Origin of the sequence: Salinispora sp. H7-4 (assembly GCF_013416675.1) — a bacterium.
Lineage (GTDB): Bacteria > Actinomycetota > Actinomycetes > Mycobacteriales > Micromonosporaceae > Micromonospora > Micromonospora vitiensis.
This window is the reverse complement of sequence record NZ_JABZED010000002.1, coordinates 115,682-134,278: the sequence shown is the minus strand read 5'-3', so window position 1 is coordinate 134,278 and position 18,597 is coordinate 115,682. Positions and strand designations below refer to the sequence as shown.

At 70.0% G+C, this 18,597-nt stretch carries 23 protein-coding genes, 1 pseudogene and 1 riboswitch; of the genes and pseudogenes, 14 read left to right on the top strand and 10 right to left on the bottom strand.

Features of this window, described 5'->3' with window-relative positions; translation table 11 throughout:
* Positions 1 to 362: 362 nt before the first annotated feature.
* From lnt to H0524_RS00685, 3 genes are all read left to right on the top strand, one after another.
* Entirely contained in the window at positions 363 to 1,958 is a 1,596-nt protein-coding gene (gene lnt, locus H0524_RS00695; protein WP_180197110.1) for an apolipoprotein N-acyltransferase, read from the top strand.
* On the top strand, positions 1,951 to 2,739 hold the full coding sequence (locus H0524_RS00690; RefSeq protein WP_180196920.1) for a polyprenol monophosphomannose synthase: 789 nt from the start codon (positions 1,951 to 1,953) through the stop codon (positions 2,737 to 2,739). The genes lnt and H0524_RS00690 overlap by 8 nt, the downstream gene beginning before the upstream one ends.
* Positions 2,740 to 2,905: 166 nt before the next feature.
* Complete coding sequence (locus tag H0524_RS00685) at positions 2,906 to 3,424, top strand: FxsA family protein (RefSeq protein ID WP_026322241.1); 519 nt, start codon at positions 2,906 to 2,908, stop codon at positions 3,422 to 3,424.
* Between the two features lie 81 nt (positions 3,425 to 3,505).
* Here the strand turns inward: H0524_RS00685 and H0524_RS00680 are convergent, their stop codons facing one another.
* The 3 genes from H0524_RS00680 to H0524_RS00670 all read right to left on the bottom strand — a co-directional run bounded on the left by H0524_RS00680 (position 3,506) and on the right by H0524_RS00670 (position 6,159).
* Positions 3,506 to 3,847, bottom strand: coding sequence for an RNA polymerase-binding protein RbpA (locus tag H0524_RS00680; RefSeq protein WP_012013503.1), 342 nt, complete (start codon positions 3,845 to 3,847; stop codon positions 3,506 to 3,508).
* A 219-nt stretch (positions 3,848 to 4,066) separates the two neighbouring features.
* The gene (locus H0524_RS00675; protein WP_180196919.1) at positions 4,067 to 5,194 is read right to left on the bottom strand and encodes a hypothetical protein; all 1,128 of its coding nucleotides are present in this window, start codon (positions 5,192 to 5,194) and stop codon (positions 4,067 to 4,069) included.
* 50 nt (positions 5,195 to 5,244) lie between these two features.
* Positions 5,245 to 6,159, bottom strand: coding sequence for a DMT family transporter (locus H0524_RS00670; protein WP_180196918.1), 915 nt, complete (start codon positions 6,157 to 6,159; stop codon positions 5,245 to 5,247).
* Between the two features lie 65 nt (positions 6,160 to 6,224).
* On the opposite strand from H0524_RS00670, the gene H0524_RS00665 reads away from it, so the two are divergent.
* The gene (locus H0524_RS00665) at positions 6,225 to 6,713 is read left to right on the top strand and encodes an Lrp/AsnC family transcriptional regulator (RefSeq protein WP_180196917.1); all 489 of its coding nucleotides are present in this window, start codon (positions 6,225 to 6,227) and stop codon (positions 6,711 to 6,713) included.
* Here H0524_RS00665 and H0524_RS00660 read toward each other — a convergent pair.
* On the bottom strand, positions 6,710 to 7,660 hold the full coding sequence (locus H0524_RS00660; protein WP_180196916.1) for a bifunctional 5,10-methylenetetrahydrofolate dehydrogenase/5,10-methenyltetrahydrofolate cyclohydrolase: 951 nt from the start codon (positions 7,658 to 7,660) through the stop codon (positions 6,710 to 6,712). The genes H0524_RS00665 and H0524_RS00660 overlap by 4 nt on opposite strands.
* 15 nt (positions 7,661 to 7,675) lie before the next feature.
* Positions 7,676 to 7,759: riboswitch (ZMP/ZTP riboswitch) on the bottom strand.
* Between the two features lie 65 nt (positions 7,760 to 7,824).
* On the opposite strand from H0524_RS00660, the pseudogene H0524_RS24385 reads away from it, so the two are divergent.
* Positions 7,825 to 7,998 (top strand): annotated as a pseudogene (locus H0524_RS24385) (GNAT family N-acetyltransferase); the annotation flags it as partial.
* Here the strand turns inward: H0524_RS24385 and H0524_RS00655 are convergent.
* Together H0524_RS00655 and H0524_RS00650 are read right to left on the bottom strand one after the other, a co-directional pair.
* Positions 7,962 to 9,224 (bottom strand): dihydrofolate reductase family protein, encoded by a 1,263-nt coding sequence (locus H0524_RS00655; protein WP_180196915.1) that lies wholly within the window; start codon positions 9,222 to 9,224, stop codon positions 7,962 to 7,964. The pseudogene H0524_RS24385 and the gene H0524_RS00655 sit on opposite strands and share 37 nt — an antisense overlap.
* Before the next feature lie 73 nt (positions 9,225 to 9,297).
* Positions 9,298 to 9,867 carry a hypothetical protein gene (locus H0524_RS00650; protein WP_180196914.1) on the bottom strand — a complete coding sequence of 190 codons (570 nt, stop codon included), beginning with the start codon at positions 9,865 to 9,867 and terminating at the stop codon, positions 9,298 to 9,300.
* A 69-nt stretch (positions 9,868 to 9,936) separates the two neighbouring features.
* On the opposite strand from H0524_RS00650, the gene H0524_RS00645 reads away from it, so the two are divergent.
* A complete protein-coding gene (locus H0524_RS00645; protein ID WP_180196913.1) occupies positions 9,937 to 10,542 on the top strand; it encodes a TetR/AcrR family transcriptional regulator in 606 nt (201 codons plus the stop codon).
* A 27-nt stretch (positions 10,543 to 10,569) separates the two neighbouring features.
* A complete protein-coding gene (locus H0524_RS00640) occupies positions 10,570 to 10,851 on the top strand; it encodes a hypothetical protein (protein WP_180196912.1) in 282 nt (93 codons plus the stop codon).
* Here H0524_RS00640 and H0524_RS00635 read toward each other — a convergent pair whose 3' ends face one another.
* Positions 10,852 to 11,046 carry a hypothetical protein gene (locus H0524_RS00635; protein ID WP_180196911.1) on the bottom strand — a complete coding sequence of 65 codons (195 nt, stop codon included), beginning with the start codon at positions 11,044 to 11,046 and terminating at the stop codon, positions 10,852 to 10,854. It lies immediately after the preceding gene.
* A gap of 163 nt (positions 11,047 to 11,209) precedes the next feature.
* The gene (locus H0524_RS00630; RefSeq protein ID WP_180196910.1) at positions 11,210 to 11,512 is read right to left on the bottom strand and encodes a hypothetical protein; all 303 of its coding nucleotides are present in this window, start codon (positions 11,510 to 11,512) and stop codon (positions 11,210 to 11,212) included.
* Between the two features lie 35 nt (positions 11,513 to 11,547).
* Between H0524_RS00630 and H0524_RS00625 the strand changes: the two genes are divergently transcribed.
* From H0524_RS00625 to H0524_RS00610, 4 genes are all read left to right on the top strand, one after another.
* Positions 11,548 to 12,057: a GNAT family N-acetyltransferase gene (locus tag H0524_RS00625; RefSeq protein WP_180196909.1), complete on the top strand. Its 510-nt coding sequence runs from the start codon at positions 11,548 to 11,550 to the stop codon at positions 12,055 to 12,057.
* A 233-nt stretch (positions 12,058 to 12,290) separates the two neighbouring features.
* Complete coding sequence (locus H0524_RS00620) at positions 12,291 to 13,367, top strand: MerR family transcriptional regulator (RefSeq protein ID WP_180196908.1); 1,077 nt, start codon at positions 12,291 to 12,293, stop codon at positions 13,365 to 13,367.
* An 8-nt stretch (positions 13,368 to 13,375) separates the two neighbouring features.
* Positions 13,376 to 13,882: a hypothetical protein gene (locus H0524_RS00615; protein WP_180196907.1), complete on the top strand. Its 507-nt coding sequence runs from the start codon at positions 13,376 to 13,378 to the stop codon at positions 13,880 to 13,882.
* Positions 13,883 to 14,021: 139 nt separating this feature from the next.
* Positions 14,022 to 15,410 (top strand): cellulase family glycosylhydrolase, encoded by a 1,389-nt coding sequence (locus H0524_RS00610; protein WP_180196906.1) that lies wholly within the window; start codon positions 14,022 to 14,024, stop codon positions 15,408 to 15,410.
* 113 nt (positions 15,411 to 15,523) lie between these two features.
* Here the strand turns inward: H0524_RS00610 and H0524_RS00605 are convergent, their stop codons facing one another.
* Positions 15,524 to 16,447 carry an aldo/keto reductase gene (locus H0524_RS00605; RefSeq protein WP_180197109.1) on the bottom strand — a complete coding sequence of 308 codons (924 nt, stop codon included), beginning with the start codon at positions 16,445 to 16,447 and terminating at the stop codon, positions 15,524 to 15,526.
* Positions 16,448 to 16,923: 476 nt separating this feature from the next.
* Between H0524_RS00605 and H0524_RS00600 the strand changes: the two genes are divergently transcribed.
* The 3 genes from H0524_RS00600 to H0524_RS00595 are packed head-to-tail and all read left to right on the top strand — an operon-like array spanning position 16,924 to position 17,837.
* Positions 16,924 to 17,295, top strand: a complete 372-nt coding sequence (locus tag H0524_RS00600) for a VOC family protein (RefSeq protein WP_180196905.1) — start codon at positions 16,924 to 16,926, stop codon at positions 17,293 to 17,295.
* A complete protein-coding gene (locus H0524_RS24245) occupies positions 17,282 to 17,446 on the top strand; it encodes a hypothetical protein (protein WP_218941299.1) in 165 nt (54 codons plus the stop codon). The genes H0524_RS00600 and H0524_RS24245 overlap by 14 nt, the downstream gene beginning before the upstream one ends.
* Positions 17,447 to 17,453: 7 nt before the next feature.
* Positions 17,454 to 17,837 (top strand): nucleoside triphosphate pyrophosphohydrolase, encoded by a 384-nt coding sequence (locus H0524_RS00595; RefSeq protein WP_180196904.1) that lies wholly within the window; start codon positions 17,454 to 17,456, stop codon positions 17,835 to 17,837.
* Positions 17,838 to 18,204: 367 nt separating this feature from the next.
* On the opposite strand, the gene H0524_RS00590 is transcribed toward H0524_RS00595, so the two are convergent.
* Positions 18,205 to 18,597: a cupin domain-containing protein gene (locus H0524_RS00590; protein WP_033665817.1), complete on the bottom strand. Its 393-nt coding sequence runs from the start codon at positions 18,595 to 18,597 to the stop codon at positions 18,205 to 18,207.

The window sequence follows — 18,597 nt, the reverse complement described above, 5'->3', positions numbered from 1 at the left end:
GCGACACCGAGTGTGTGGTCGCGGCGGCCAGGTCCAGCGGGCGGGGGTCGGCGGGGCGGCGCGGACCGGCCGCGGTTACCGGTGTACGGGCAGGGTGAGAGGCACGGCCAGTAGACAACGGCCAGGCGGGGGCAGCCAGTCTGCCGTCCGGTCGGTCCGAAGGTCGGCGCGTCCCATTCTCGCCCCACCGGCCGGGAAGGGCCTGGGAGCATCGGGGTGCGGCGGTTGCCGTACCCCGATTTCCGTTTACCCGGGGTGCCGGTCGAGGTGAGGCCGCCGTGGTCTGCACTGGCGAAGCGGTGCGGATCAGGCCGGGTACCCTTCGGCAGGTGATCGTGGACATGCCGGCGACGGCTGTGGGAATGATGCGGGAACGTCGGCTGCCGCTGCCGCTTGCGATCGTGGCGGCGGTCGGTGGGGGCGTGGCGATGTTGCTGGCGTTTCCGCCGTACGGGGTGTGGCCGCTGGCGGCGGTCGGGGTGGCCCTGCTGGCCGGTGCCACCCACCGTCGGCGTCCGCGCGCCGGTGCTGGCCTCGGGTTCCTGACCGGGGTGGCGTTTTTCGCCCCGCTGCTGGGTTGGGCCAACCTGCACACCGGCTCCTTGCCGTGGGTGCTGCTGTCGCTGTTGCAGGCCGGCTATCTGGCGCTGCTCGGCGCGGCCACCGCGTGGGTTTCTCCGCTGGTTGACCGGTTCCGGTGGGGGTGGCCGGTGGTGACCGGGGTGCTGTGGGTGGCGCAGGAGGCGCTGCGTGATCGCACTCCGTTCGGTGGTTTCCCGTGGGGTCGGCTGGCCTTCAGCCAGGACGGGTCGCCGTTGCTGCGGTTTGCTGCCCTGGGCGGGGCGCCGCTGGTGACCTTCGTGGTCGCGGTGATTGGTGGGCTCCTGGTGGCCGCCGCCTGGGCGGGCTGGGCGGCGTATCGCCACCCGGGCCGACGGTGGTCGCCGGTGGCGGGGGCGGTGGTGGCGGCGCTGGCGGTGCCGGCTGTGGGGCTGCTCGTGCCGATCCGCGCCGACGGCGGTGGGGAGGCGGTGACGGTGGCGATCGTGCAGGGTAACGTGCCGCGGCTGGGACTGGACTTCAACGCCCAACGGCAGGCGGTGCTGAACAACCACGTCCAGGCCACCGTCGAGCTGGCCGATCAGGTGGCATCCGGCGCCCGCCCCCGCCCTGACCTGGTGGTGTGGCCGGAAAATTCCAGCGACATCGATCCGCTGCAGGATGCTTCCGCCGGGGACCGGATCCAGTCTGCTGCCGACGCGGTGGGTGTGCCGATCCTGATCGGGGCGGTGCTGCGCGGCCCGGACGAGGGGCAGGTACGCAACGCGGGGCTGCTGTGGCGGCCGGGGACCGGCCCGGACCTCGACCAGTTGTACACGAAGCGGCATCCGGTGCCGTTCGCCGAGTATGTGCCGTTTCGTGAGGTGGCCCGCCTGGTCAGCAAGCAGGTTGACCGGGTGCGGTCTGACTTCGTGCCGGGTAGCACCCCGGGCGTGCTGACCACTGGTCCGGTGGTGCTCGGTGATGTGATCTGCTTCGAGGTCGCCTACGACGAGGTGGTCCGGGACACTGTTACCGGTGGGGCACAGCTGCTGGTGGTGCAGACCAACAACGCCACCTTCGATGTGGCTGAGGCCCGGCAGCAGTTGGCCATGGTGCGGCTGCGGGCGGTCGAGCATGGTCGTCCGGCGCTGATGGCCTCGACGGTGGGTGTTTCCGGGTTCGTTTCCCCGGATGGACGGGTAAGCGATGCCACCGAGTTCAACACCCGCGCGATCGTGGTGCGGAAGCTGTACCTGGCCGACGGAGACACCTTCGCGACCCGGGTCGGGTTGTGGCCGGAGGTGGCGCTGACGGTCCTGGCCGTGGCGGCCCTGGCCGCAGCCGGGGTGCGGCGACGTGCCCGCGGTGCGGCGACGGCCGGTACGCCGGCGCGAGGGAGGCAGGACGGTGCGTGACGAGACCGGTCATCCTGGGGTGGGGCGGGTGCTCGTGGTCATCCCGACCTACAACGAGGCCGACAACCTGACCTGGATCGTGGAACGGGTGCGTCGGGCGGTGCCGTCGGTGGACATTCTGGTTGCCGACGACAACAGCCCGGATGGCACCGGTGCCGTCGCCGAGGCCCTCGCCGGTCGGGATCGGCGGGTGCATGTGCTGCACCGGGAGGGCAAGCAGGGGCTCGGTGCCGCCTATCTGGCCGGGTTTGGGTGGGCGCGCCAACGCGGCTACGACGCGGTGGTGGAGATGGACGCCGACGGCTCGCACGCCCCGGAGGACCTGCCGGCGATGCTGGCCGCGGCCCGTGACGCGGACGTGGTGATCGGGTCCCGGTGGACCCGGGGCGCGCAGGTGGTCAACTGGCCGCTGCGGCGGCTGCTGTTGTCGCGCTGCGGCAACCTGTATGCCCGGCTGGCCCTGGGGATGCCGGTCTCCGACGCCACCGGCGGCTACCGGGTGTATCGGCTCAGTGCCCTGGACGCGTTGGACCTGGGGTCGGTGTGCTCGCAGGGGTATTCGTTCCAGGTGGAGTTGTCCCGGCTGGCGCACCGGGCCGGTGCGCGGATCGTGGAGGTGCCGATCACGTTCGCCGAGCGCGAACGCGGTAGCAGCAAGATGAGTCCGTTCATCGTCGCCGAGGCGTTGTGGCGGATCACCGCGTGGGCGGTGGCGGACCGGCGGCTGGCCTTGCGCCGAGGGCTGCACGGCACCCCCACGGGGCAGGTGCGTTGGCCGTAGTGCCCACTGCGCCGGTTCCCCTCCGCTGCCCGGTGGCGCCCGCGCCCCGGCCGCTGGTGGTGCGGGCTGGCGGCGGCGCGGCCGTGTCATGCTGGACGGGCGGGACGACGTACTCCACCCGGGGAGCCGGGTAGTGGGGGCGTGGCGGTCGGGTGGTGAGGTGAGGATGCGCCGGGGACTGAGGTTCGTACCGTTGGCGTTGTTGCTGGCGGCGTTGGTGGAGCTGGCGGTATTCGTGGCCGTGGGCCGGGCTGCCGGGTTCGGGATTGCGGTGCTGGCCGTGTTCGCCGCATCGCTGCTGGGCATGGCGCTGCTGCGCCGGGAGGGGATGCGCGCGTGGCGGGGCTTCCAGACCGCCGCGCGGTCTGGTCAACCGCCGGGCACGCAGGTCACCGATGGGCTGGTGGGGTTGCTCGGCGCGCTGTTGTTGGCCACTCCGGGTCTGCTCAGTGGGGCGCTGGGGCTGGTGCTGCTGGTGCCGCCGGTGCGTCAACTGGCCCGCGCGGGGGTACGACGCACGACGGAGCGGCGAGTGTCGTCGATGGTCGCCGGTGACCTGTTTGGGCCGCGCCGGGTGCGGGTGCACCGGGGCGCCCCGCAACAGCAGCAGCCGGCGGCGGAGCCGACCGTGGTGGACGGCGGCCAGCCCATCGAGGGTGAGATCGTCGAGCCCCGGCAGGGCTGAGCTGCTGCGGCCATCCCGCCCGTGAGACCACTGCACCCGCCCCGGGCGGGATGGCCCAGGGCGGGTGCAGTGTCGGATGGTTCAGGCGCGCCCGCGGCGGGTGCGGACCTCCTTGAGCCGTTCGGCAAGAATGTCCTCCAGCTCGGCGATTGATCGCCGCTCCAACAGCATGTCCCAGTGGGTGCGCGGCGGCTTCGCCTTCTTCTGCTCCGGCTCGTTGCCGTCAACCAGTCGGGCGACGCTGCCGTCGAATTTGCATTCCCAGGTCATCGGGACCTCGGCGTCAACGGCGAACGGCACCTCGAACTGGTGACCCTTGGCGCACAGGTATTCGCGGGTCTGACGCGGCGCGAGCTCGGTGTTACGGTCGGATTCGTAGCTGACCGCGCCCAGACGGCTTCCGCGCAGCATGCGCTCGCCCATGATCGTCTTCCCCTCGGTTGTGGTGCTGGTCTGTTTCGGTGTAACAGTCGGTGTCCGTCGGGCCATTCCCGCCCGGTGTACGTGACGGGCCGGCAACCAGGGTAGCCGGCGGGTAGCTCGGCCCGGCGGGGGTCGCCCCCGACCTGGCCGAAAGGTCGATCGCCCCGACCTGGCCGAAAGGTCGCCGGGTGGCCGAACCGGGGTGATGTCGCCCGCGCGTCAGCGTGCGGGCGTGGACGCCTCCCGGTGGGCCAGAGCAGCCGCCAGCTGGGCGACCTGGTCGGCGAGCTGGGCGACTCGTCGATGCGCCTCGTCCCGGTCGCTCTCGGCGGCCCGCAGCCGCGCCGTCAGCTCCGCCAGTTGGCCCTGCACGGTGGTCATGTCCTGCTGGGTGGCGGTCAGCTGCCCGCGTAGTGCTTCGCCCTGCTCGGCGAGGGCCGTCGCGTCCGCGTGCGCGCGCTCCGCGTCCCCCACCGCCTGCTGACGGTGCGCCTCGGCCCGGTCCCGGTCGGCCACCGCCTGGTCCCGCTCCTGCGTCGCCGCCGCGGCCTGCGCCTGCGCCCGTTGCGCGTCCTGACGGGCCTGTTGCGCGTCGGCGCGGTGTCCGTGGGCCTGCTCGGTCGCCGTGGCCTGCGCCTGCGCGGCCTGTTGGGCGTCGGCGCGGGCGGCGTCGCGTTCCGCGACCAGGTCCGCGACGTGCTGCCGCTGGGCGGTGAGTGCGGCGTCGGTGCTGCGTAGCTGCGTACGGGCATCGAGTTCCCTGGCCCGCGCGGCGTCACGGTCCTGCTGGGCCTGCCCCAGTAGCGCCTGTGCCGCGCTCGCCTCCTGGCGGGCCTGGTCCCGAGCCTTTCGGGACTGGTCGGCGCGATCCGCGGCGGCGGCGGCCTCCGCGACGGCGCCGGCCGCTTCGGCGCGGGCGCGCTCCTGCTCGGCGGTGGCGCTGCGGGCCTGCTCCCGGGCCTGGACCGCGGCGGCGGTGGCATCTTCGGCGGCGCGGCGTGCCTCGTCCCGATCGGTCTGCGCCGCCGCCACCTGGTTGGCCGCGTCAGCGCGCGCCTGGGCCAGTTGCTGTTCCACCCCGACCGGGGACAGCTGTGCGTGCAGCGTCTCGGTGAGCGAGGCCACGATCTGGTCGAGTCGGTCCACCGCCTCCCACGTGCGGGCGACCTGTCCGGGTAGCCCGGGGGCGTTGCGGTGTCGCATCCGGCTGGTCCGGGCGGCCTGTTGGCAGGCGCCGTCGTTGTCCCGGCAGTAGCGGAAGGGTCGACCCGCTCCGGCCCGCTGCGGCACCGGACGTCCGCAGTGGGCACAGGGGCGGGGGTCGGTGGGGGCGGCCTGCTCGTCCATCGGACGCCGAGTCTAGATGCCGTGGCTGCTGCCGGTGGCGTGGTGGGCCGTCACGTGCGGGCCCGCTGTCGTCGCGGCGGCTCACCGTCCTGGTGGACGGCGATCCCGGCGACCACCAGACCCACCCCGACGATCTCCGGTGCGGTGGGGACCTGGGCCAACACGACGACCCCGATCACGGTCGCGGTCGCCGGGAACAGGCAGACCAGGAGGGCGTAGGTGGCCCGGGGCAGCCGGGCCATGGCGAGCTGGTCGGCGACGTACGGGATGACCGACGAGGTGATGCCGACACCGACCCCGGCCGCCAGGGCGACCACGTCCAGGGCGGCGGGTGCGGCGTCAACGATGCCGACCGGTAGCGCGAGGACGGCGGCGATCAGCATGGACAGCGCGAGGCCGTCGATGCCGGACAGCTGCTGACCGCGGGCGACGCGATGCCCGAGCACAATGTAGGCGGCGAACAGCACGGCGTTGGCCGCGGCGAAGGCGATTCCGAGCGGTTCGGCGACCAGGCGGACGTCGGTGAGCAGGTATACCCCGGCAACCGCGCAGACCAACGCGAGCAGGTTGCGGCGGGTTCTGGCCGCGTAGGCCGCCAGCACGATGACCGGCAGGAATTCGACTGCGGCGACCGTGCCCAACGGCAGCCGCTCCAGCGCCAGGTAGAAGACGCTGTTCATGGCCGCCAGGACGGCGGCCCACCCGATCAGTAGCCGGCGGGTGGGCCGGTCCAGGTGCCGCCAGCGCCGCCACGGCCGCCGCCACAACGCGAACACCGCGGCGGCGGCGGCGATCCGCAGCCACGCCACGCCCAGGGCGTCCACGCGGACGAAGAGCAGTACCGCGAACGCGGGACCGAGGTAGTGGAACACCGAGCCGACGACAAAGTAGGCGTGCGGTGGTATCCGCGGTGCGGCGACCGCCGCCGACGTCCGGGTGTCCGAGCGGAGAACTGATCGTGGCATTGCCCTATCGTCGAAGGTGGTAGCGCCTAACACCATGCACGATCGAAGGCTAAAGGAGTATGACGATGACGCATCGTGAGCCGAGACCCCCGGCAGGCCTTCCAGATGGAAATTCGTTGCTCGACGACACCAATCGCCGCCTGCTCGGCGTACTGCGCGACGACCCACGGGCCAGCGCCGCCGAGTTGGCGCGCCAGGTCGGCATGTCCGCGCCGGCGGTGCGAGAGCGGCTGCACCGACTCGAACACGCCGGGGTCATCCGCGGCTACCGCGTCGATATCGACCCCGCGGCTCTGGGCCTCCCGGTCGCCGCCTGGGTGCGGATCCAACCCGGTCCCGGCCAGCTGTCAAAGATCGCAGAGTTGGCCGACCGCGTCCCCGAGGTCAGTGAGTGCCACCGGATCTCCGGCGAGGACTGCTTCCTCCTCAAGGTGCACGTAGCCGCCGTGGACGCCCTGGCGGCGGTCCTCGACCAGTTCCTGCTCCACGGCCAGACCACCAGTTCCTTCATCGTCGCCACCCCGGTGGCACCCCGCACCCCCGGACGAAGCTAGCTCCCGCCCGAGGCGCCCGAACCCGGGGGCCCTACCGGTGTTGGGGCCGAGTAACCGTCGTCATCGGGGTGCGGTGGCGTCAGCGCCTGCCGTGCCGCCCGCACCGCGTTACGGAACACCATCGCCACCGTCGTCGGACCGACCCCGCCGACACGGGGAGTCATCGCCCCCGCCACCGTCGCGCACGCCTCGTCCACGTCCGGCAGCAGCCGCCGCCCCGCGTACCGCACCCCACCACCGACGACAACCGCTCCCGGGCGCAGGTGCTCCGGGCGTACGAGACCCGGCACCCCCGCCGCCGCCACCAGGATCTCCGCCCGGCGGGTGTACCGCGGCCAATCCGTCACGCCGGTGTGCACCACCGTCACCGCGGCGTTCGCCGTCGGCCGCTTCTGCGCCAGCAACATCGCCAGCGGACGCCCCAACGTGGCACCCCGGCCCAGCACCACCACCTCCCGGCCGGCCACCGGCACCCCGTGGTACGCCAGCAACGCCTCGATTCCCGCCGGCGTACACGGTGCCGGTCCCGGCAGCCCCAACGCCAGCCGGCCCAGGTTCACCGGGTGCATCCCGTCCACGTCCTTCTCCGGATCCAGCGCCTGCATCGCCCGGTCGAAGTCCAGGTGCCGGGGAACGGGGTGCTGCACCAACACGCCGTGCACCGCCGGGTCCGCACTCAACTGCGTCACCACTGCCTGTAGGTCCGCCTGCGACGCCGACTCCGGCAGCTGCACGTGTGGGGAGGCAAACCCCAACCGCATGGCCTGCCGCTGCTTGATCCGGATGTATCCGACGCTCGCGTCGTCGTCGCCCACCAGCACCGTGGCCAGGGCCGGGGTCATCCCGGCCGCCCGCAGCTGCGTGACCTCCTGCGCCACCTCGGCCAGGATCTGCTCTGCTACCGGTCCACCCGGCAGTGACCGGGCGACCGCAAACGACGTGGACATGGCTCACCTCGCCCCACGGAAGGCCCAGGCGGTCGACCCTCCGCGACGAGCTCCCTGATGGTCATTCCATCCTCGGTGCCGCCAGTCGCGTCGACTTCAGCCTGCCACAGCCCGCCCAGGGTGAGCCAGCCCTGACCCGCCGCCACGGCACTACGCTGACGAGCGTGCACATCCGTCCGATCCCCCTGGCCGGTGCGATCGTGATGCGTCTGGTGGAGGAGCCCGATGCGGGGCCGCTGACCGAGGCATACCTTGTCAATCGTGAGTACCTCCAGCCGTGGGCGCCACGGCGGGCGGATGCCTACTTCACGACGGAGGGGCAGCCGAGTCGGGCGCGCGTGTAGCGGAGGAACAGGTTGCCCTGCTCGTCGAGGAGGGACCGGTGGAGCTGCCACTGCCCGCCCGCGGGCTGCCCCGCCGGACCGGCGGTGATCCGCGGGCCGGCCACCGCCGGTAGCTGCGGCGTGATCGTCATGCAGATCTCGTCGAGCAGGTCCGCCTGGGCCAGCTGGCCGGCCAGTGCGGGGCCACCTTCGCAGACGATGCGTCGGTGCCCCCGCTGTCGAAGCAGCTGGATCGCCTGGTCGAGGTCGACGTCGTAGTCGCCGGCGACCAGGAGTTCGGCGGCTTCGGCTACCGCCGTGCTGGCCTCGGCCGCCGCAGCGGCGGGGATGATCAGGATCGGTCGTGGCTGGCGATGACCTGCGGTACTGGGCTGGAACAACGGGCCATTCAGGTCGAGGTCGAGGCTGCGGGTGACAACCGCGACGGCCGGATAGGACGCTAGGCCGTTGGCTCGTCGACGGGCGATCTCGGGAGCCGACAGGGCGGTCTGCCCGTACCGCTCGGCGCGGACCGTGCCCGCGCCCAGCAGTAACAGGTCGGCGTCTCGTTTGATCAGGCGATAGACCCGCTGGTCACCGCTGCTGGTCAGGGCGGTGCTGGAACCCTCCACCGCCGCGAGACCGTCGATGCTCGACACCGCGACGAGGCGTACGTGACCCTCGGTGGGGGAGGGCAGCGCGTAGCGTTCGTGGAGTTCGTCTTCGTCCAGGTCGATCAGTCCGGCGGCCGGCCACATGTCGCGGATCCGAGAACCGGCGGCGGGCGGCGGCGGGCCCGCCAGCCGCCAGACCAGCTCGGCGAGCCGCTCGGTGAGAAGGGCAGGAAGGCCGATGCGGTCCGCGACTGCCGTGCCGCTGCTGCGGTGCTGTTCGGCATCGTGTCGGTGGCCCCGCACGAGGTACTCCCGGCCGGTGCGGTCCATGGCGTAGCCAAGGTGCTGGCCGTCGACGTCGCCCGAGACGGCGACCGCGTCAACACCGAGGTCCCGCTGCGTGTTGCCGATGCCACGATGACGGCGGCACTGGTCGACCCAGTGGGCCAGGAGTTCGAGCGGGCCATCCCCGTCGACGCCGTTGGCGAGGACGGCGGGCACGGTCGGCTTCGGCGGCCGATGGCTGATCGTGAGCAGCGTCGGTGGGCCGCCCCGGCGCCCGGTGACGCTGAGTTCTTCCAACACCGACAAGATCGAACTGCTCGGGTCCCGCTGGGCTGATGTCATACCTGACCGTTTCGCGCTGGTGGTGGCGTGCTGGTCTGACCCGACCAGCACCGGAGCTGCCCTGGTTGACGACTCATCCCTCTGGGCCCGCAGCGCTAGCGGGGCGGCGTGGTTCCCGTTTGGGGAACACCGTGTACGCGAGGGGCCAGAAGACGAGCCAGATCACCATCGCCAGGCTGAGCTGCCCGATCCACCCCCAGAGTTGCTGGGTCCGCTCGGCGTCGCCGACGAGGGCGATACCAGCGAGCAGAAGAGCGCAGGCAACAGCCCAGGCGAGCAGGCCCCGACCCCACTCGCGCCACTCGTGTCGGGTGCGCTCCGGCCCGTACTGGGGCGCCCGGGTCGGTGGTGGCCCGCCGGCGAACCGGTGTGCGAAGCGTACGTCGGCCCAGCGGACCATGCGGTGACCGAACGCCACGGAGAAACCGAGGTACGCCGCGGCGAGGCCGTGCGCGGCGGTGGCGGTCCCGCCGCGGCGGAGGTCGATCGTCGTGGCGGCAAGCAGGACGAGGTCGACCGTCGGAACCAACAGAAGCAGGATGGCGCCGACGCGGGGAAGGCGAAGCGGGTATCGGGCCAGCAGTCCGGCCGCGAGCAGCAGCCAGAAGGCCACCTCACAGGCGACGATCACCGCGATAAGCACCCCGGACCCCCTTTTTGGCACGCTGTACGATCACCGTAGCAGGGGCTGTCATCGACTGCCGGAGGAGCCGTGCCGAAGATCGTTGACCACGACGCGCGCCGCGCCGAGTTGGCCGAGGCGATGTGGCGCGTCGTCTACCGCGATGGCGTCGCCGCGGCCACGGTGCGAAGCATCGCTGCCGAGGCCGGCTGGTCACCCAGTGCGCTGCGGCACTACTTTGCCACCCAGGCCGACTTGTTGACCTTCGCCATGGAACATGTGATCGCGAAGGCGACCGAACGCTTCGCCGCGGAGAGCTGGACCGGGCCACCCCGCGAGACCGTTCAGCGGGTGCTGGAGGAGTTCCTGCCGCTGGATCGACAGCGCCGCAGAGCGGCTGAGGTGTGGCTGTGGCTGACCTTGCACGCCCAGGTTGACCCGGCCGCCCAGGCGCGACTCAGCGAGGCCGACGACGGCGTCCGGGGGGTCGTCGATGTCGCTGTCGACGCCCTCGCGGCGGCCGGTCTGGTGGCCCGGGGTGCCGACCTCGGCGCGGAGAAGGCCCGACTGCACGCCCTGCTCGACGGGCTCACCCTGCACGCGCTGGTGCGTACCGAGCTCATGCCGCCCGGCCGCCTCCGCGCGTTGCTCGCCGAGTACCTCGACAGCCTGACGAACGCCCGGGACGGTCCGTAAGGAAGTGGATACAGTGAGCCGCAGGTCGTGGCGCTCTACGACGTGTTGGCGCGGGTGTCCCCATCGCCGGTGGTCGACCTCAACTGCGCCGTGGCCGTGGCCATGCGCGACGGCCCGGAGGCTGGTCTGGTGGCCCTGGACGCATTGGACGCCGACGCGTTGCGCGGCTATCACCTGTTCCCGGCGGCACGAGCGGACCTGTTTCGCCGGCTCGGCCGGGCCTCGGAGGCCGCAACGGCCTACCAGACAGCGCTCGAACTCACCGCGAACGAGCGGGCATTCCTGCGCAGACGGCTGGCCGACCTGTGATCACCGAAACGCAAGAGGTGGCCGGTCGCCCTCGAAAGGCCGAGCGTGCCGGGCCTGCCCAGACGCCCGCTTCACCACCGCCTTGGCCGCATTGCGCTCGGCCCGGCCGACCAACTCGTTGGCCATGAACACGTTAAGCAGCTCCAGCGCGTTATCGGTCGCGGTGGCTTCCAACCAGCGCGCCGTCGCCAACAACGTCGCGATCTTGCGCTGGTACCCCAGCGCGGCCAGCCTCGGCGCCTTGTCATCGAACCCCTGCGAGCCAGCTCGATCAACCGGCGCGTCGGCACACCCGTGGCGGCCATATCCACCGCACCCAGGTGCAACCCTGCGATCTCCGCCAGCCGGTCCAACGACTTCACCAGGCCCCGGCCCGTTGGGTTGGTCGGGCCAAGCCGCCACAGATCCAGCTGCGAACGGCGCTGCCCCTCCGGCACCCGCAGCACGTTCTCCAGTTTGGTGGCCTGCTCGCCGTGATCGCACCCGCCAGCGCCGCGTACAGCCGGACCTCTGCCTTCTTCCGTGTGCTGGCCACGTCATCGCGCAGCGTCGTCACCCCCGGCAGCAGCACCCGCTCCGCCTCCCGTCCATCGCCGCCCGCGCCGCCGCGCTCCGCCAGCACGTCCTTGACCTGCCCGCCCCGCCAGTACCTGTTCTTCAATCCAGTACAGGGAACGACCGTCTAGGGTGGGCGCGGTGAACGAACTGCGGACAGCCCGCCTCTGCCTGCGGCCCTTCCGTTTCGAGGACGTCTCGGCCGTCCACGCTTATGCCGGCGATTCCGAGGTGGTCCGCTACATGGACTGGGGCCCGAACAGTCCCGCTGACACGGAGACCTTCGTTTCGTTGGCCGTGAACCCGCCGGACGGCGTCCATCCGTTCGCCATCGAACGCTCGGGCGCCCTGATCGGCGCCGTCGAGCTCCGGGTCACCGCCGCTGCCCACCGCCGCGGCGAGTTCGGCTACGTCCTGGCTAAATCCGCCTGGGGTCAGGGCTACGCCACCGAGGCAGCCGCAGCTGTGCTCACCTACGCCTTCGAACAGGCAGGACTGCACCGGGTCGCTGCCACGTGCGACCCGGCTAACGTCGCCTCCCGCCGCGTCCTGGAGAAGATCGGAATGAGCTACGAGGGCCACCTCCATGACTACCTGCACATCCGAGGTGAGATGCACGACCGCCTTCTCTTCGCTGCCCTCCACCCATGACCACCTCACTTAGACGGTGCAGCGCCCCTTTCCATCGAGGCGTCAGACGACTCAACCAGCATCACGGATGGTGATGACTGGCCTGGAATCGGCGACAGTCGAATAGATGCTCATTAATATTGTGGTCCGCGATGACGACGCGACCCGGTAGTCCGATCACCGCCGTGCGGCGCGGGTAAGCAGTTCGTGACGAGTCCACGGCTGTTGACCTTCAGGTTGGTTGAAGGCTCAGGATGGTCGGCGTGGCAGCACAAGACGATCGGATGACGATCGGGGTTTTCGCGCGGGCTGCGCAGGTCAGTACCAGCGCCCTGCGCTTCTACGACGACTGCGGTCTCGTGCGCCCCCGTACGGTCGATCCAATCACCGGATACCGGTACTACTCGCCGGATCAGCTCGACGAGGTCCACCTGATCCGTCAACTGCGGAAGGTGGGGCTGCCGCTGGGGAAGGTACGGCGGGTGCTTGCCGGCCCCGCCAGGGTGGCCGAGCAGCTGTTGGCAGCCCATCTGAGCTCAATGGAGCGCGCTATCGAGGACGCCCGAGTCGCCCGCACCGCCGCACTGAGTCTGATCCGAGATCGGGAAGATGCCGTGCGTGTCCTACCCGGACAGTTACTTGCCGAGGCGATCGGGCAGGTGGCGTCGGCCGTGGACACCAGCGCCGGCATTCCCGCGCTCGGCGGGGTGCTCGTCGAGATGAGCGAGGATGAGCTGCGGTTGGTGGCGACCGACCGGTATCGGTTAAGTGTCCGGTCGCTGCCGACCGACGGGCGGCAGGTGTCGGCGGCGGCCGTTGTGGACGCAGTCCAGCTGGACCGGGCACGACAGTGGATCGGCGACCAGGAGCACCTGCGACTCGAGTACGGCGATTCGTGCGTCCAGCTCACCGGGCCCGATGGTCTACGGCGGCTGGCGACAGTCGCGGGAACCTTCCCCGCGTACCGGATCGTCCTGGACGGACTGCCCGAGGTGCGGACCCGGGTGGTCGCGTCGCGGGACATGCTGGTGGCCGCCATCGCCGATGATCCACAGGTACGTCTCGACTGCGTGGTGAACGCCGACCTGACCGTGACGTCGTTGTCGCCTCGGGGGAGGCCGAGAGCGGTTCCCGCCGACATCACCGGTGCGCCGGTGGCGATCAGCTTCCGCGCCGCCACGCTCTACCCGGCGCTGGCGGCCAGCATCGGGCCGGACGTGATGCTGCAGATCAGCCAACCCCACCTGCCCGTTGTTCTTCGCTGCGCCGATGACGGCGATCTCACCACCGTGGTGATGCCGGTGGCGGCCAGCCCACCATCCGAAACCTGAGGAGCACCATGGACCAGTCCGTGCGAACCACCCCCGACGAGATGATGGCGAGCATCGGCGCCGCGGTGCAGCTCGGCCGATCTGGGCAGCGCTCCCGGGCCCGCGAGGCTCTCACCGCGCTCTGGGAGCAGATCGGCGCCACCGGCGACGCGCTACACCGGTGCACCCTGGCCCACTACCTGGCCGATGTGCAGGACACCACCCAGGCTGAACTCGAATGGGACGAGCGTGCCCTGGCCGCCGCGGACGACCTTACCGACGGCCGTGCTCAGCGGTACGACCATGCGTGGCAGGTGCGGCTGCTCCTGCCCTCGCTGCACCTCAACCTCGCCGATGACCATCGGCGCCTGGGTAATCCCACGCGAGCGCGGAAACATCTGGCCCAGGCCCAGAGTCTGGTCACGGACCTCCCCGACGACCAGTACGGCGGCATGATCCGCAGCGGTCTACAGCACGTTTCTGAGGCTCTGGCAGCGGGTTCGACGCAGCGTCTCGACTCCCATCCGCCAGCATGATGGTCCGGCAGAACCAGGTCACGTTTGTTATAGACAGGTCACGATACAGTTAAGTAGATTAACAAAACACGCCACGTGGAGTCCCTGTCCCGACACCAGCCACGGCCGAGCTGAGCGGGCGATGTCTCTAGGAGGACCGATGAAGCTGGGCATGAGGACTGTGGCCCTGGCTGGCGTCTTCGCGGTCGTGGCCGCGGGGGCCATGGTGGCCACCACCACCGCCACCGCGGCGGCCGCGCCGACCGCGACGTTCGTCAAGGTTTCCGACTGGGGTAGTGGCTGGGAAGGCCGATACACCATCACCAACGGGGGAAGCAGCACTCTGACCTCCTGGCAGGTCGACTTCGACCTGCCAGGAGGTACCAGCATCGGCACGTACTGGAACGCGCTGATGGACCGCGACGGGCAGAACTACCGCTTCACCAACCAGCACTGGAACGGCACGGTCGCACCGGGCGCCTCCGTGACGTTCGGCTTCCTCGGCTCCGGCTCCGGCAGTCCGAGCGGCTGTCGACTCAACAGCCAGCCGTGCCAGCCGACAGCTCCTCCGACGACCAGTCCACCCTCACCCTCACCGACCACCGCACCTCCCGGTAGCACGCCGGTTGCGGCGAACGGACAGCTGCGGGTCTGCGGTGAACAGCTCTGTAACGACAACGGCAAGGCGATCCAACTGCGGGGCATGAGCACGCACGGCCTGCAGTGGTACGCCAACTGCGCGACCAACGCCTCCCTTGACGTCCTCGCCCAGCAGTGGGGCGCCGACGTCCTGCGGATCTCGATGTACATCCAGGAAGGTGGCTACGAGACCGACCCGCGTGGCTTCACCGACCTGGTCCATGAGTACATCGAGATGGCTACCGCCCGCGGCCTCTACGCGATCGTCGACTGGCACATGCTCACGCCGGGCGACCCCAACTACAACCTGTCGCGCGCGCAGACCTTCTTCGCCGAGATCGCCGACCGGCACCGGGACAAGGTGAACGTCCTCTACGAGATCGCGAACGAGCCGAACGGGGTCAGCTGGGGCACGGTCAAGAGCTACGCCGACCAGGTGATCCCGGTGATCCGGGAGCGGGACCCGGAGGCTGTGGTGCTGGTCGGCACCCCCGACTGGTCGTCGCTCGGGGTCTCCGGCAGCGGCGGCGGCGTGGACGCCATCACCGCCAACCCGGTGGCGGCCGGCAACCTGATGTACGTCTTCCACTTCTATGCGGCATCGCACGGCGACCTGTACTACAACACCCTGGCGGCGGCGGCCGACCAAATCCCGATCTTCGTGACCGAGTTCGGCACCCAGCAGTACACCGGCGACGGTCCGAACGACTTCACCATGTCCCAGCGCTACCTCGACCTGATGGCGAGCAAGAAGATAAGTTGGGTCAACTGGAACTACTCCGACGACTTCCGCTCCGGCGCGGTATTCACCACGGGAACCTGTGCCAGTGGCGACTTCGGCGGAACCGGCCCGCTCAAGCCAGCCGGCAGCTGGATCCGGGACCGCATGCGTACCGCTGACGACTTCTGACCGCCCCTGCACCCGGACCGAACCGCCGCCCCGCCGATCAGCTGCCGGGGCGGCGGTTCCCGGCCCAGGACCTGCTCCGATGTGGCCGAACTGCCAGGCTCGCCACTGCACGTTCACATGCGGATGCGCTGCGACTGATAGGGCGCTTCGAGATCTTCAATCTGTTTCGGGGTCAGCGAAACGTCCACCGCCGCAACAGCATCATCAATGTGCCGCTCCTTGGTGGCCCCCACGATGGGGGCGGTCACCCCAGACTTACTCAGTAGCCAGGCGAGGCCGATCTGTGCTGGTGGGAGGGCGCACTCGTGGGCGACCTGGGCCACCCGTTGGAGGATCCGCTCGTCGCCGCGCCCGTACAACGCCTCCCTGCGGTCGGCGTCGCCGCTGGACACGCGAGCGGTGGCCGCTGCCCCGGTCGTTCCGGCACGGGCGACCAGTCCACGGGCCAGCGGGCTCCACGGGATGACGCCAACTCCCTGGTCGCGGCAGAGCGGGATCATCTCCCGCTCTTCTTCTCGGTAGAGCAGGTTGTAGTGATTCTGCATGGCAACGAACCGGGTCCACCCGGACATGTCGGCAGTGTGCTGCGCTTTGGCGAACTGCCAGGCGGCCATGCTGGAGGCACCGATGTACCGGGCCTTCCCGGCGCGGACCACCTCGTGCAACGCCTCCATCGTTTCCTCGATCGGTGTCTGGTCGTCCCAGCGGTGGATCTGGTAAAGGTCCACATGGTCGGTGCCGAGCCGACGCAGCGACTCGTCAATGGCAGTGTGAATGTGCTTGCGGGACAGCCCACCGTCGTTGGGTCCGCTGCCCATCGGAAAGAAGACCTTGGTGGCGAGTACGTAGTCGTCGCGCCGCGAGAAGATCTTGCCCAGCAGGCGGCCGGTGACCTCCTCACTGGTTCCTGACGAGTACATATCGGCGGTGTCGAAGAAGGTGACTCCGGCATCCACCGCCCGCCGGACGATAGGTTCGGCGGCGTCCTCGGTGAGCACCCACTCGTCGCTCTTGCTGCGATCGCCGTAGCTCATCATTCCCAGGCAGATCCGCGAGACCTTCAGCCCTGTCCTGCCCAAACGTACGTACTGCACGTGGTTCGCCCCCAAGCGTCAACCAGATCACCGTGACCCTACGGGCAGGTGTGTGGTAACACGCACCACCTGAGATCTCCGTCACCTGAAGCTCTCTCGGTGTGGTGTCTCCGAGGTGTCCCCGCTCGGCTGGCCGGGTCTGACCGGGGCAGGGCCGGGGTCCTCCAGCGCCCGGTACAGCGGCGAACGGCCCACGCCGGGGTGCGCGGCGATCGGGGTGACCGACTCACCCCGGGCCGGCCGGACCGGATGCCGAACTGGTCGGTGCTGACGGCGACCGACCGTGCGCGGGGGTGGCTGGCCCGGTCAGGGCGGTGGAAGTGTCGCACCCTATTCCTAGCCTGGGTTCGTCGAACCGTGTGACCCGGCCCGGCTTCCCCTGGCCCGGCTTCCCGCTGGCGAGTTTCCCCCGAGGAGTTATGGTGCTCAACCACATTGGCATCCATGTGCGTGACTTCGGCGCCAGTCGTGTCTTCTACGATGCTGTCCTGGCCACACTTGGGGGGCGTCGCCTGTTGGAGTCCCCGACCCAGGTCGGCTATGGCACCAGCACTCCTGACTTCTGGCTCTATCCGCTGAGAGACGCGGACGAGGGAGTCGAGGTGCACATCGCCTTCACCGCGGCTGACCGGGCTACCGTGCGCGCGTTCCACGACGCCGCGGTGGCGGCCGGGGCGGAGGTGTTGCATGCGCCCAGAATCTGGCCGGAATATCACCCGACCTACTTCGGTGCTTTTGTCCGCGATCCGGATGGCAACAACGTCGAGGCGGTCTGCCATGAACCGGAGTGATCGCCGCCCCGGCTACGCCTGGCACGCGCTCGGCGGCCACCTTGACGGCTCCCGGGCGTTCTGGGGCACCGCGGGCGTCGATGTCCGGGGCGGCTACCGGCTACTAGATAACGGACCACACCGACGACGGTCGAACCCCAGAACGGGATGATGACGGGATGTCCCACAAACAGAAGATCGTTTACGGCAAGCTCGTGCGTGATCGCATTCCGGAAATCATCACCGCCGATGGCCAGATCCCAAGGGTCCGGGTACTGGACGAACCGGATTTACTTCCAGCGCTGATCGCGAAACTGCACGAGGAGGCGGAGGAGGTCGCATCCGCCGAGCCGAACGCGCGACTTGGTGAACTTGCCGACGTGCGCGAAGTACTCGCCGCCCTGACGATCGCGTTTGGCTTCACCGAGGTGGAAGTAGAGGAGGCGGCTGCCAGGAAGCGCGCCGGGCGCGGCGGGTTCGCGCAACGCCTCTGGCTCGACGAGGTGCTCATCCCCCTGACGGGCGAAAATCGGCTGCCCGGGTCTCCGGCGAACCAGCGCTGACGGTTCCCGGTGAACCCAGGGATAGAAGCCGTCCAACTAGCCTGAAGACCCGTGGGTTCCCGCTGAAGAAGCTACTTCCAGCAGGTCGCCGTCGACCTGGCCGACCGCCTCTCCGACGCCCGGCACGTACCACTGCCGTGGGGCGGGCACCTCCCGAGCCTTTAGCGCCCCGCCGAGACCGCCAAGTTCCTCAAGGGCTTCCTGAATGCATCCTCCTGACCCACCCCGCGCCGAATCCCCGGTCGCCCTCCGGAGGGCGACCGGGGTCTCAGCGGTTCAACGCCCGGCACCTTGGCGACATCGGGGGTGGCTCTCCTCCGACAGTCCTGACACCAGGGGATCGCCGGAGGCCGCGCCCCGCCGGAGCTCAGCGGGTCGGCGGCTTGTCCGCGCCGGCGGCCTCGGCCGCGTCGGCCTCCTCCTTGGTGCGGTGCACCGCCTGGTCGGCGTGCAGCGGTGGGCTGTAGATCGTGTAGAGCACCAACGGGTTCTGCCCGGTGTTGACGAAGTTGTGTCTGGTGCCCGCCGGCACCACGATCTGACTGCTCCGAACGATTTCGCGCTTCTCGCCGGCAACCCGCGCTTCGCCGGCACCGCTGACGAAGGTCAGAATCTGGTCCGCGTGCTCGTGCACCTCGTCGCCGATCTCACCCCCGGGTGGGATCGTCATGACCACCAGTTGGAGGTGCTTACCGGTCCACAGCACCCTTCGGAAGTCCGGATTCTTCTCGGCCACCGTCACGATCGTGTTGTGAATCAT